At 61.4% G+C, this 12,399-nt stretch carries 11 protein-coding genes; 2 read left to right on the plus strand and 9 right to left on the minus strand.

The window, feature by feature from the left end:
- Window positions 1-7: 7 nt before the first annotated feature.
- From menH to idnO, 5 genes are all read right to left on the minus strand, one after another.
- Window positions 8-778, minus strand: a complete 771-nt coding sequence (gene menH, locus HWW83_RS21830; RefSeq protein WP_033643848.1) for a 2-succinyl-6-hydroxy-2,4-cyclohexadiene-1-carboxylate synthase — start codon at window positions 776-778, stop codon at window positions 8-10.
- Entirely contained in the window at window positions 775-2,451 is a 1,677-nt protein-coding gene (gene menD / locus HWW83_RS21835) for a 2-succinyl-5-enolpyruvyl-6-hydroxy-3-cyclohexene-1-carboxylic-acid synthase (RefSeq protein WP_033643849.1), read from the minus strand. The genes menH and menD overlap by 4 nt, the downstream gene beginning before the upstream one ends.
- A gap of 380 nt (window positions 2,452-2,831) precedes the next feature.
- Window positions 2,832-3,143, minus strand: a complete 312-nt coding sequence (elaB, locus tag HWW83_RS21840; protein WP_033643850.1) for a stress response protein ElaB — start codon at window positions 3,141-3,143, stop codon at window positions 2,832-2,834.
- Window positions 3,144-3,224: 81 nt separating this feature from the next.
- Complete coding sequence (gene idnD, locus HWW83_RS21845; protein WP_047574280.1) at window positions 3,225-4,256, minus strand: L-idonate 5-dehydrogenase; 1,032 nt, start codon at window positions 4,254-4,256, stop codon at window positions 3,225-3,227.
- Window positions 4,257-4,279: 23 nt separating this feature from the next.
- Window positions 4,280-5,044 (minus strand): gluconate 5-dehydrogenase, encoded by a 765-nt coding sequence (gene idnO / locus HWW83_RS21850; protein ID WP_033643852.1) that lies wholly within the window; start codon window positions 5,042-5,044, stop codon window positions 4,280-4,282.
- 268 nt (window positions 5,045-5,312) lie between these two features.
- Between idnO and HWW83_RS21855 the strand changes: the two genes are divergently transcribed.
- Window positions 5,313-6,296: a LacI family DNA-binding transcriptional regulator gene (locus tag HWW83_RS21855; RefSeq protein WP_047574277.1), complete on the plus strand. Its 984-nt coding sequence runs from the start codon at window positions 5,313-5,315 to the stop codon at window positions 6,294-6,296.
- Here the strand turns inward: HWW83_RS21855 and HWW83_RS21860 are convergent.
- Together HWW83_RS21860 and HWW83_RS21865 are read right to left on the minus strand one after the other, a co-directional pair.
- Window positions 6,276-6,785, minus strand: coding sequence for a DUF1097 domain-containing protein (locus HWW83_RS21860; RefSeq protein ID WP_033643854.1), 510 nt, complete (start codon window positions 6,783-6,785; stop codon window positions 6,276-6,278). The genes HWW83_RS21855 and HWW83_RS21860 overlap by 21 nt on opposite strands.
- 130 nt (window positions 6,786-6,915) lie before the next feature.
- A complete protein-coding gene (locus HWW83_RS21865) occupies window positions 6,916-8,151 on the minus strand; it encodes an MFS transporter (RefSeq protein WP_047574275.1) in 1,236 nt (411 codons plus the stop codon).
- 288 nt (window positions 8,152-8,439) lie between these two features.
- On the opposite strand from HWW83_RS21865, the gene HWW83_RS21870 reads away from it, so the two are divergent.
- Window positions 8,440-9,315 (plus strand): LysR family transcriptional regulator, encoded by an 876-nt coding sequence (locus tag HWW83_RS21870; protein ID WP_047574272.1) that lies wholly within the window; start codon window positions 8,440-8,442, stop codon window positions 9,313-9,315.
- Window positions 9,316-9,374: 59 nt separating this feature from the next.
- On the opposite strand, the gene nuoN is transcribed toward HWW83_RS21870, so the two are convergent.
- Both nuoN and nuoM read right to left on the minus strand, forming a co-directional pair.
- Window positions 9,375-10,832 carry an NADH-quinone oxidoreductase subunit NuoN gene (gene nuoN / locus HWW83_RS21875; RefSeq protein ID WP_033635324.1) on the minus strand — a complete coding sequence of 486 codons (1,458 nt, stop codon included), beginning with the start codon at window positions 10,830-10,832 and terminating at the stop codon, window positions 9,375-9,377.
- Between the two features lie 6 nt (window positions 10,833-10,838).
- Window positions 10,839-12,368 (minus strand): NADH-quinone oxidoreductase subunit M, encoded by a 1,530-nt coding sequence (nuoM, locus tag HWW83_RS21880; RefSeq protein WP_033643857.1) that lies wholly within the window; start codon window positions 12,366-12,368, stop codon window positions 10,839-10,841.
- Between the last annotated feature and the right edge of the window lie 31 nt (window positions 12,369-12,399).

Raw genomic sequence — 12,399 nt, forward strand, 5'->3', positions numbered from 1 at the left:
GGTTCCTTTAACCAGGGTTAACGAGAAAGGTCTGCAGCTCGGCGACGAAATCCTGCGGATTGGCCAGATGCGCGTTGTGGCCGGCCTGCGGCACGATGCGCAACGGCAACCCGGCGTCGCGCGCCAGCCGTTGAAATTTGGGGTCGTTCTCACCGCACAGCACTCGCAGCGGCACGGTCAGTTGGCGCAGCTGCGGCGCCAGATAAGGCTGCCGCCCGAGCGAGGTGGCTTCGAGCATGTCGGCAATCGCCGGGCCGCTGTTGACCGAACGCGCGGCGATCAGCGCCTGGCGGTGCACATGGCTAAGCTCTTTGAACACCGGTTGCTGATACCAGTCCGCCAGGACTTCGGCAATCGGCTCACTGCGAAAACGCGCCGCCCATCGCGCATCCTGCTCGCAACGATCGCGGCGCTGTTGTTCGTCCTCAAGCCCCGGGTTGCCGCCCTCGACGATCACGCCTTGCAGGCCGTCATGGCGGCCGTGGCAAGCGTGATACATGGCGATGCGCCCGCCGAGCGAGTAGCCCACCAACCAATAACGTTCAATATTGCGCAGTTGCAGGGTCGCGGCGATTTGCGCGCTGATGTCGTCGAAGCCGCGGCAGCTCACCGCCACGGAATCGCCGTGGCCGGGCAGATCGATGGCCAGCGACGGCCATTCCGGGCAACGCGCGGCGATCACCCGCCATTCATTGTTGTTGCCCAGCAGGCCGTGCAGCCATACCAGCCACGGACGCCCCGCTTCGCCCTGTTGCAAAATTCGCGTCGCCAGCATCATTGCACCGCCATCTGTTGCACCAGGAATTGCAGACTCTCGGCCCCTGCGCTCGGCGACACCTGCAGTTCTATCAGCGTGGCGCCGCCGCGCCGCCAGCCTTGCTCAACCGCCTGTTGCAGTTGGCGCCAGTTTTCCGGCCGCGCGTAGTCAAGCTGGAACATCGCCGCCGCGTGGCTGAACTCGACGTTCTGCGGCATGCAGTAAAAGCGTTGGCGCTCCTCGTCCGGCGTCGGCAACAGCGAGAAAATTTGGCCGCCGTTGTTATTGACGACGATCAGCACCGTCGGCGCCGAACAGTGGCGCAACAACGCCAGCGCATTGAGGTCATACAACGCGGAAAGGTCGCCCACCATCGCCAACGTCGGCATGGCGGTGGCGCGCTGTACGCCGGCGGCGGTGGAAATCAGACCGTCGATGCCGCTGGCGCCGCGGTTGCTGAATACCGGGTAAGCGACAGGCAGCGTGGTTAACGCGTCGATCAGTCGCACCACCAGGCTGTTGCCGAGAAACAGCTGGCCGTTCTCCGGCAGCAGTTCCGGCAGGCGGTGCGCCAGCTGCGCTTCGCCAAAGTTATCGTGCAGATGCGTGGACGCCGCCGTCAGCGCCTTATCCGCCAAGACCGCCAGCCCGGCGGCCCACGGCGCGCGCGGTTGCGCCGGATGCTGCGCCAACCACTGCGCCACCCCGGCACGCAGACGCCGCCCCCGGTGCTGGGCCGGATCGAGCCGCCCCGGCAGCTCGTCGATGACCCAATACTCTTCCGGCCGACACTGCGCCTGCCACTGCAGCAAGCGTTTACCGGTCAGACTGCCGCCGAACTGCACCACCAGCTGCGCGTCTTGCAACACGCGCTGCGCCTGCGGATGAGCGAGCCATAAATCGGCGCAGGGCAGCGGTTGCCCGGTCTGCGACAGCACATCGCCGATCAGCGGCCAGCCCAGCGTCTCGGCCCAGTCGGCCACCTGTGCGCCCTCTTCCGCGCTCATGCGGCCAGCCAGCACCACGCCGCGTTTTTGCCGCCAGAAGAACCAGTCCGGCTGCGGCACTGGCGCCGCACGCGTCTCGCTTTCCTGCAGCCAAGGCCGATCGCTCTGCCACCAGTCGCCCAGCGCGGCGGACCAATCGGCATACTGACGTTCATCGCCGCCGTACAGCGGTTCGGCGAACGGGCAGTTAATATGCAACGCGCCGTGCTGCAGGCGCGCCATCGCGCTGTCGACGCTGGAGGCCAGCCACGCGGCCGGAATATCCGGCGTAGGACGCGGCAGATCGATCGCCAACGTCGGGTGGCTGCTGTAGAGGCCGTTTTGACGGATCGCCTGATTGGCGCCGCAGTCGATCAGTTCCGGCGGCCGATCGGCGGTGAGAAACACCAGCCGCTCACCGGTCAGGCCGGCCTCGATTAAAGCCGGGTAAAGGTTCGCCGCCGCGGTACCGGACGTGACAATCACCGCTACCGGCTCACGCGCCGCCTTCGCCAGCCCAAGCGCCAAATGGCCAAGCCCGCGTTCATCAAAGTGGGTATGACAGATAAAAGATCGGTTGGCCGCAGCGGCCAGCGTCAACGGCGTGGAGCGCGATCCCGGAGCGATACAAACATGCCGCACCCCATGGCGGGCCAGCGCCTCGAGCAGCACAGCCGCCCACCGGCGATTAAAAACACTTGTCGACATAGTTCGCTCACAAGTCAGTTAGCAGAGATCGTCCCCGGCGCAGCCGACGGACGCCGCGCCTGTAGTTACGCTCTGTATTATATGAGGTGTTATTTTCACGGCTTTTGCGCCAGCGCAAAAACGCCGTATATCCCTGGGTGTTTACACCAGATAATTATTTGATTTAGAACAAAAAATAAACAATAAATACACAAACACTTTACACCTGCGGCGACATGGTCTCAATCCGTCCGCACAAAAAACAGGGGAATAGCGCCCCGCCTGCGGCGGCTAGCGGAAAGTATAGGCGGGATATGGAAGAACTATCGGAGAAACAGCGGGATGAAGCACACAGTCTGCAGAAAAGAACGAGGCGGCTTGCGCCGCCCCTGGGTCGTGATTTATTTGCGGGCCAGCAGCAGCCCCAGCACCAGCCCGACGGTGGCGCCGATGCCCACGCTGTGCCAGGGTTTATCCCGCACATAGTCGTCGGTGCGGTGCACCGCTTCTTTGGCGCGGGCATAGTAGGATTCGCCGGTGTTCACCCAGCGCGCCTTGACCTCACTCAGCGCCTGCTCGGCGTGCGACTTGATGTCGATGTAGGCCTGATCCGCGCGATCGCCGCTGTATTGCAACACTTCTTCCAGCGTTTCGGTCAGCATTCTCAGATCGTCATCCAGCGTAGTTTGCTCAGCATCCGTATGTCTTGCCATCGTGAGATCTCCGTGGTTGAAAAATTAAGCGTTCCTACACTATAGACAACGATCGTCACCTGCGGCCATCGGACTTTTACCCTAAAACACTAATTGCACCTTGGCGGCCTGGCGCTTGTCACCGGCAAACTCCAGCGCCTGCGCCAGTTGGTCCCCGGCGAACTCCGCCGACAGCAGCGGCAGCGGATCGACCACATCGCCGGCCAGCCAGGCCACCGCCAGCGCGAATTCCTCCACGAAGCGGAAGGAGCCGAGCAGATTCAACTCCTTGGCGATCAACAGCATCAGCGGGAAATCAGGGAAGCTGCCGCCCATCCCGACCTGCACGACGGTGCCCTTGGCGCGCGTGACTTCCAGGCAGCGCTGCAGCGACGTCGGATGCCCTGCTGCCTCGAAAGCAATGTCGAAATAGCCTTTGTGTTGCTGATATACGCTGAAATCGTCGTCTGCGGCATGCAGACAGCGGTCCGCCCCCATCTGGCTGGCGAGCGCCAGACAGCGCGGGCTGAGATCGGCGCAGACGATCTCGGCGGCGCCCAGCGCTTTCAGCGCCGCCACCAGCAAACAACCGATCGGGCCGACGCCGGACACGAAAACCGTTTTACCCTTCACCGCGCCGGGCTGTTTTGCCGCGTGGATCGCCACCGCCAGCGGTTCGGCGAATACCATCACCCTGTCGTCGCGATCGGCGGCGTAAGGAATGCACTGCGCGCTATCCACCACCTTGTATTGGGTGAAAGCGCCGTCAACGTGCGGGAAATACATCGCGCTGCCGAAAAAGCGCATGTCAACGCACTGATTGCTTTGCTGCGCCAGACAATATTTGCACTGCCCGCAGGGTTTGCTGGGATTGAGCGCCACCTTCTGCCCGATCGCCAGCTGCGGTGAATCGCTGGCGACCACCTCGCCGATCGCCTCGTGGCCCAGCACCATCGGCTGGCGTACCTGAAAATTGCCGACCTTCCCTTCCTGAAAGTAATGTAGATCCGAGCCGCAGATGCCGCCGCGGCGGATTTTCACCAGCGTGCCCTGTCCCTGATAATTCACTTCTTGCGCGATCACCGCCACGTCTCGTTTGCCGTTGACCATGCAGGACTGGGTTTGAATTTTCATCTCAACACTCCACGAAAGAGGGATTACACCGCGGCGGACATGCCGCCATCGACAAACAGCAGCTGCCCGTTGACGAAGCTGGAAGCGTCGGCAGCCAGGAACACCGCCGCGCCGATCAGCTCCTGCGGATCCCCCCAACGCGCGGCGGGCGTGCGCTGGGTTAGCCAGGCGGTAAAGGCCGGGTCGTCGGCCAACGCCTGCGTCATCTCGGTTTTGAAATAGCCGGGGGCAATGCCGTTGACCTGAATGTTGTAACGCGCCAACTCCACGCACATGCCGCGCGTCAGCATTTTCACCGCCCCTTTGGACGCCGCGTAAGGGGTGATGGTGTCCCGCCCCAGCTCGCTTTGCATCGAGCCGATATTGACTATCTTGCCGCGCCGGCGCGGCACCATGTAACGGGCCACGGTCTGCGACACGATGAAGACCGCCTTCTGGTTGACGGCGATGATGTCGTCCCAGTCTTGCTCCGGGAACTCGGTGAAGGGATGACGGCGCTGGATGCCGGCGTTGTTGATCAACACGTCTATCGCGCCGATGTCCGTTTCGATACGGCCGATGGCGGCATGCACCGCCTGAGAGTCGGTGACGTCGAACGCCGCCGCGTCGGCGCGCAGCCCCTCTTCGCGCAGGCGATCGGCGGCGTGCCGGGCATGTTCTTCGGTGGTGGCATTGACCAGAATATGCGCGCCTTGCTGCGCCAGGCCACGCGCCAGCAGAAAACCGATGCCGCGCGAGGCGCCGGTGATCAAGACGGTTTTGTTATCCAGAGAAAACAGGTTGTTCATGGTAATTCCCGGCCTTCAGGCCTCCAATCGGACAGGCCTCTATCTCAGCCGATTGTTACCGGTAAAAACGTGATGGAAATCACTGAAAATAATGTTACGAAACCCTGTTACCCTTAACGTGAACTCACGCAGACAGCGAGAGAACAAAACCAATCTATCAAATTGAAAAATAGCCACTTTCAATAAAATCGCATGCGTTGTTATCACCAAATCGATTTGTTAACATACCGCTATCCCCCCTTGCCGCGCCGCCCGTTAAGGCTACCGAATGAAACACCCCCGCGTAACGCTACAGGACATCGCGCAATTGGCCGGCGTGACCAAAATGACCGTCAGCCGTTTTCTGCGCACGCCGGACAAAGTGGCGGCCGACACCGCTGAACGCATTGCGCAGGTCATGCGGGAGCTGAACATCACTGACGCCGATACCGCACAGGCCGGCAGAAAACCGCGCATCGGCGTGTTGATCCCCTCTTTCAATAACCAGATTTTCGCCGATCTGCTGGCCGGCATCGAATCCGTCACCCAGGCGCGGGGTTATCAAACGCTGGTGGTGAACTACGATTACAGCCCGCAGCGGGAAGAAGAGCAGATTGCACAGCTGCTGGCTTATCCAATCGCCGGGCTAATCCTCACCGATTCGGCGCACACCTTGCGCGCGGAGACCTATCTCGCCGCCGCGAAAATTCCCATCGCGCAGGTGATGGATCTCGACGCGCCGCCGGGGCGGATCGCGGTGGGATTTGACAATGAACAGGCGGGGTATGACATGACCGCCGCGCTGCTGGCCAGCGGCAAACGCCATATCGTTTACTTTGGCGCCATGTCCGACGCCCGCGACATTAAACGTTACCAGGGTTACTGCCGCGCCATGGCGGCTCAGGGGCAAACGCCGCGCCAGATCACGCCGCATCGGGTCTCATCGGTTTCGATCGGCGCCGACATGCTGGCAATGGCGCGCGAACGCTACCCGCAGTTGGACGGTATCCTGTGCACCAACGACGATTTGGCGGTAGGCGTGTTGCAGACCTGCCTGCGTCTCGGCGTGCGCGTGCCGCAGGAGGTTGCGCTATCGGGTTTTCACGGTCTGGATATCGGCCAGGCGACCACGCCGGGCATCGCCAGCGTGATCACGCCGCGCTTTGAGATGGGTAAGGCCGCCAGTGAACTGTTGCTGCAGCGGATCGCGGGCGAGCCCTGCGCCGAGCGTCTCGATCTGCACTACCGCCTCTCACTCGGCGGCACCGTTTGAGCCGGCATGCCGGCTGACCGGCTGTGCGGCGCGGGCTTTTTCGCTGCGCGCCGCCCACCACAGCCCGCTGTTTTTCATCGCATAGCCGAATAGCAGGCCCACCAGCAAAGAGAGCGTCACCAGCGGCCAGTCGCCGCCGCCGGCGAAGGTCGCACAGGCGCCGATAAAGGTGCCGGGCACGAACCCCAGCCATTGCTGTTTGGCCTGTATGCACATCAAGAACGCCACGGCGCCGGTCAGCAGATACCCCAGCAAATTCCATTGCGGCGCCAGTTCGCTGCCGTGGATGATGACCATTGCCCAGAAAACGCCGCTGCAGCAGGTCAACGCGCCGATCAACAGCCCTTTCAGGCCGCCCTGCGGGCAGGCGAAATAGGCCGTGCAGCCGAGAAAACCGGCCCAACCGATCAGGCCCAGACTGACGGCAACCCATCCCCAAACGCCGGACAGGATCCCGGTGGTGACGGCAATGGCGAAAAGAACGTTCATAAAGTGACCTGCAGCAAAAAGAAAGCGCGCAGTTTACCCGAAAACAGGCCAATTTATGCGATACAAATCACATCATAAATGTAATTAAAGAATCATTAATTATAAAAAATAGATATTCATCACAAAATAATTAGCAAGGGAACCCCACCCGGGACGTTTTCCATGCCAGCAACAGGCACACTGCGCTGCTGCTCAAGAACAGCAAATGGGTCGCCTGCTGCAGATCGACGCGATCGACCACCACGCCCAGCAAGATCGGCACCCAGTTGGCGATATAAGCGATAACGTAAAACAGAGAAAGCAAACGCGCATGGCTGGTCGGCGGCGAAATCAAGTTCACCAGGGTCGCGCTGCCGACGAAAATGGCGCCGTATGCATAGCCGGCCACCACCAGCCCCATCGCTGCCAGCCCCAGAGAATGCCACTGGATCGCCATGGCGAACACCACTGCCGCCAGCACCTGCGCCAGGCAACCGAACAACAGCGAATGACGGGCGTTAACGCGGCGGCTCAGGATCTGGCTGATGCCGGCGATCAGCAGATACACCGCAATCGCATAGCCAAAGACGCCACGCTGGTGCATGCCTAACAGCGTTTCCGCCACGCCGGGGCCGATTGCCAAAATACTGGCGGCCAGCGCCCAACAGACAAACAGCGCGCCGGCGCACACAAAGAATTTACCGCCGGTAGCGCGCAGGCCATCGAGCAGCGTGCTTTTTTCCTGTTCGGCCGGCGCAGCGCGGGCCGGCGACGCAACCTGGCCACGCGGCCACAGCAGCATGACGCCCAACGCCGCCATGGCGGCAATGGCCATGATGAAAACGAACGGCAGCGTCGTGGGATGAAAACCGGTCTGCAAAGCGATGCCGCTGAAGATCGGCCCCAGCGCTAATCCGGTGGTGAATGACAGCGTTGCGATTAACGCCGCGCTTTTACCGCCGTCGCGCGGCCCAAACCGCACCAACGCGATGTTCGCCGCGCCGGTCAGCGCCCCGGTGCCTACCCCGGCCAGCAGCCGCGCCATCAGCATCATGGCAAAGGTATCAGCCAGCGCGAACAGCAGCGCGCCGCTCAACACCACCAGCAACGCCGGCACGATCATGCTGCGTAAATCCTTTACTTTGCCGGCCAGATTGCCGACGCCGAACAAAGAGATCAGCACGCCGGCGGCATAGGCGCCGTAGATGACGGTCAGACTGACCGAGCTTAGCGCAAGCTGCTGCTGATACAGCGGATAAAGCGGCGTCGGCGCGCTGCTGTTCAGCAATGCCGACATCAAAGCCAGCGCCAGGAACAGTAAAATGGCCGTGCGCGACGCCTGTGCGTTTGCTGGCGCCGCGTCCTGGATGGCGGTATTTTCTGACATGCTTCCACTCCCAAAGTCGGCAGGCGGCGGCCTGCCATCGTCGTCTTTCCTCACCCGGTCTGCCGGGAACGGCGCTTATCATAGCGTTACGGCGACGGGCGAAGTATCGTCAAGAATGAATCACCCTGATGCATTCTTGCATCACCGGAGAAATAACCGCCGATGTGCGTGCCGTTGACCGTCTTTCTCTCCCTCCAGACGGAACAACGCTTTATGATAGATACCGGTATCGTTCGCCCGGCCCGCACTGCTCCCCTGGCGCCGACAAATCTGCAGAGAGGAAATGGCATGATGAATTGGGATGACGCGCGCTTCTTTCTGGCCGTCGCACGCTGCGGCACGTTACGTAAAGCCGCCAACCAGCTGCAGGTTGATCAAGCGACCGTCGGCCGACGTCTCACCGCCCTGGAAAACTCGCTGGGTTCGAAATTGTTTATCCGCACGCCAAAATCCTTCTCCCTCAGCCCGCTGGGCGAATCCATGCTGGCGGACATGATGAAGATGGAAAATGCCGTGCAGGCGATCGCTCGCAAAGCCGCCGGCGGCGACGAAAGTCTGTGCGGCAACGTGCGCATCGCCACCACCGATACCCTGGCCGAAGCCTTCGTGATACCGGCGCTGCAAGATCTGCGGCAACGCTATCCGGCCATCACCGTCACGCTGTTGACGGCGCTGAACATCACCGATATCGCTTACCACAGCGCGGATCTGGCGATCCGCGGCGCGCGCCCCGATGACGATGAGCTGATCATCAAACGCTTAGCCACTATCGAAATGGGCCTGTACGCCAGCCCGCACTATCTGGCGCAACGCGGCATGCCGGTCAAAGGCGAGCAGCTGCGCGGCCACGATCTGCTGATGTTCCCGCGCGAACTGGTGCCGCGCCACTGGAGCAATTTCGGCGGCGAGACCCTGTTCGAGCCCAACGCCGTGCTGCAATGCAATTCGCAGCTGTTGTTACGTTCGGCCACCCGCAGCGGGCTGGGCATCGGGCTGCTCTTGTCGTGCCTGGCCGACCACGACCCGGAACTGGTGCGCCTCTTTCCCGAGAGCAAAGACTGGGTGGATATCTGGCTGGTGCTGCACCCCGATTTGCAACGCGCCGCTCGCGTGCGCGCGGTGGTGCAGGCGCTGGAAACGTCGTTTAGCGCCCATTACGACTGAGTGCCGTTTCTCCATAAAAAAAGGCCGCCGAAGCGACCTTTTTACCGTCTGAAGCGTTATCAGAACGTCGGCTGAGCCATCTGCACCAGCGAAATCAGCGGCTGAGGATAAACCCCCAACAGCAGCACCAGCGCGGCTGAGATCAGCACCACGACGCCACCGGCGGTCAACGCCCAGTTGTTCGGGGTGTCGCGCTGCAGCGATTCCGGCGCGCTGAGGAACAGACTGACGGTCACGCGCAGGTAGTAATACAGGCCGATGGCGCTGCCTACCACGACTGCGCCGGTCAGCCACCACAGGTGCGCGCTGACGCCCATCGCGATCACGAAGAACTTACCGATAAAGCCCAGCGTCATCGGGATACCGGCCAGCGACAGCATCATCACCGTCATTACCGCGGACAAGATTGGCTTGTGCCAGAACAGACCACGGTAAGAGAACAGCGAATCCGCATCCGGGCCGCGGTATGGGCTGGACATCAGGCTGACCACGCCGAAGGCGCCCAGGCTGCTGAACAGGTAACCGGCCAGATAAACGCCGGCGGTTTCCAGCGACAGTTGATGGGTTTGCACCGCAATCAGCGCCACCAGCAGGTAGCCCAGATGAGCGATCGACGAGTAGCCCAGCAGACGCTTGATGTTGGTCTGGCTGATGGCCATCAGGTTACCGAACAAGATGGAGCAGAACGCGATGATCGACAACACCATGCGCAGCGCTTCGTTGTCGGCGGCCGGGGCATACAGGAACAGACGCATCACGACCGCAAAGATCGCGATCTTGCTGGCGGTCGCCAGGAAGGTCGAGACCGGCGCAGGCGCGCCCTGATAAACGTCCGGCGTCCACAGTTGGAACGGCACCAGCGACAGCTTGAAGCCCAGACCGACGATCATCATGCCCATGCCGGCCAGGATCAGCGGCTGGTGCATCATGTTTTCCTGCAGGCTCTTGCCGAGGCCGGCCAGCGACAGATCGCCGGATTCGGCGTACAGCAGCGCCATGCCGAACAACAGGAACGACGACGCGGCGGCGGACAGCAGCATGTACTTGATGGCGGCTTCCAGCGGGCGCTTCTGGCGGTAGGCGTAGCCCACCAGGCCGAACAGCGGCAGCGAGATCAGCTCGATACCGATGAACAGCGAAGCCAGATGGTTGGCGCTCGCCAGCAGGATGCCGCCCATGGCGGCGATCAGCACCAGCAGGTAGAACTCTTCGCGGTTATCCGGATAGCCGACCAGCCACGGATACGCGAAGGTGCAGGTCGCCAGACTCGCCAGCAGCACCAGCCCGGTGTAGAACATCGAGTAGCCGTCAACCCGCAGCAGCGGGGTGACGTCCATTGGGCCTGCCTGGCCGACAAAGTACAGCGAAAGCAGCGCCAGGTTGAGACCGATCACGGTCAGGGTGGCGTTGATAAAGTGGTCGCGTCGCCACGCAATGCCTAGCATCACAACCACCACCGTCAATCCGACGATCAACAGCGGCAGCAGTGCGATCAGTTGTTGAGGAGTTATTGTCATGGCGAATTACGGCCTTGTTGTTGAAATTGCTGAAACTGACGAACCAAACCAGTGTTGCACGTTGCTCATCGCCGCGTTGGAAGTATCCAGAATCGGCTGCGGGTAAACCCCCAGCAGAACCAGCAACACCACCAGCAGCAGAATGATGAACAGTTCGCGCGCGGTCATGCCCTGCAGCGGCTGGTCGGATTTAGGCGCACCGTAGTAAGCGCGCTGCATCATGATCAGCGAGTAAACCGAAGCGAACACCAGACCGAAGGTGGAGATCACGGTGATCACCGGCACCACCTGGTAGCTGCCGAACAGAATCATGAATTCGCCGACGAAGTTACCGGTACCCGGCATCCCCAGCGTAGCCACGGCGAAGAACAGCGACAGCGCAGGGATGAACTTGATGCGCCCCCACAGGCCGCCCATCTGACGCATGTCGCGCGTATGCAGACGTTCATACAGCTGGCCGCAGATAATAAACATGCCGGCGGCGGACAGGCCGTGCGCGATCATCTGGATAACCGCGCCCTGGTAAGCCAGCTGGCTGCCGGTGTAGATGGCGATCAGCACGAAGCCCATGTGCGATACCGAGGTGTAAGCGATAAGGCGCTTAATGTCGGTCTGCGCGAACGCCATCCAGGCGCCGTAGAAGATGCCGATCACGCCCAGCCACATGGCGATTGGCGCGAACTCGTGCGAAGCCTCAGGGAACAGCGGCAGGCTGAAACGCAGCAGGCCGTAGGCCGCGGTTTTCAGCAAGATGCCCGCCAGGTCGACGGAACCTGCGGTTGGCGCCTGGCTGTGCGCATCCGGCAACCAGCCGTGCAGCGGCACCACCGGCATTTTCACCGCGAAGGCGATGAAGAAGCCCAGCATCAGCATATATTGCACGTTGTGGGACATCGGCGTTTGCAGCAGGTCTTCGTAATCGAAGGTCCACACGCCGGTGGCGTTATAGTGCACGAACACCAGGCCCAGGATCGCAATCAGCATCACCAGACCGCTGGCCTGGGTGTAGATGAAGAACTTGGTCGCCGCGGTGATGCGGGTTTTACCGTCCGACGCCTTGTGACCCCACAGCGCGATCAGGAAGTACATCGGCACCAACATCATTTCCCAGAAGAAGAAGAACAGGAACATGTCGATGGCGAGGAACACGCCGATAACGCCGCCCAGGATCCACAGCAGGTTGAGGTGGAAGAAGCCCTGATACTTCTGGATTTCACGCCAGGAACAGAGGATCGCCAGCACGCCCAGCAGACCGGTCAACACCACCATCAGCAGCGACAGACCGTCCAGCGCCAGGTGGATGGAGATGCCGAAGCGCGGGATCCACGGCAGCAGGAATTCGCTCTGCCACTGCGGAATGCCTTTCGGCGTGGTCAATGTATAGCCGCCCTGCATCCACAGCTGCAGAGAGAGCGCCAACGTCAGCCCCATTGCGATCAGCGCTATCCAGCGCGGCACCTTAGTACCGAAGCGCTCAAGCTGCCAGCACAGCAGACCGCCGATAAAGGGGATAAGAATTAGCCAAGGTAATAGCATGGCGTTTTGTGTCCCTTATACGAATAATTTC

It is taken from the genome of Serratia ureilytica (assembly GCF_013375155.1).
Taxonomy (GTDB): domain Bacteria; phylum Pseudomonadota; class Gammaproteobacteria; order Enterobacterales; family Enterobacteriaceae; genus Serratia; species Serratia ureilytica.

What these genes read in the sequence shown, in the direction of transcription:
- idnD (WP_047574280.1), bottom strand. Translation starts at nt 4,256, where the DNA reads ATGAAAATTCAAACCCAGTCCTGCATGGTCAACGGCAAACGAGACGTG.
- nuoM (WP_033643857.1), bottom strand. Translation starts at nt 12,368, where the DNA reads ATGCTATTACCTTGGCTAATTCTTATCCCCTTTATCGGCGGTCTGCTG.
- idnO (WP_033643852.1), bottom strand. Translation starts at nt 5,044, where the DNA reads ATGAACAACCTGTTTTCTCTGGATAACAAAACCGTCTTGATCACCGGC.
- HWW83_RS21860 (WP_033643854.1), bottom strand. Translation starts at nt 6,785, where the DNA reads ATGAACGTTCTTTTCGCCATTGCCGTCACCACCGGGATCCTGTCCGGC.
- nuoN (WP_033635324.1), bottom strand. Translation starts at nt 10,832, where the DNA reads ATGACAATAACTCCTCAACAACTGATCGCACTGCTGCCGCTGTTGATC.
- HWW83_RS21870 (WP_047574272.1), top strand. Translation starts at nt 8,440, where the DNA reads ATGATGAATTGGGATGACGCGCGCTTCTTTCTGGCCGTCGCACGCTGC.
- menH (WP_033643848.1), bottom strand. Translation starts at nt 778, where the DNA reads ATGATGCTGGCGACGCGAATTTTGCAACAGGGCGAAGCGGGGCGTCCG.
- HWW83_RS21865 (WP_047574275.1), bottom strand. Translation starts at nt 8,151, where the DNA reads ATGTCAGAAAATACCGCCATCCAGGACGCGGCGCCAGCAAACGCACAG.
- menD (WP_033643849.1), bottom strand. Translation starts at nt 2,451, where the DNA reads ATGTCGACAAGTGTTTTTAATCGCCGGTGGGCGGCTGTGCTGCTCGAG.
- elaB (WP_033643850.1), bottom strand. Translation starts at nt 3,143, where the DNA reads ATGGCAAGACATACGGATGCTGAGCAAACTACGCTGGATGACGATCTG.
- HWW83_RS21855 (WP_047574277.1), top strand. Translation starts at nt 5,313, where the DNA reads ATGAAACACCCCCGCGTAACGCTACAGGACATCGCGCAATTGGCCGGC.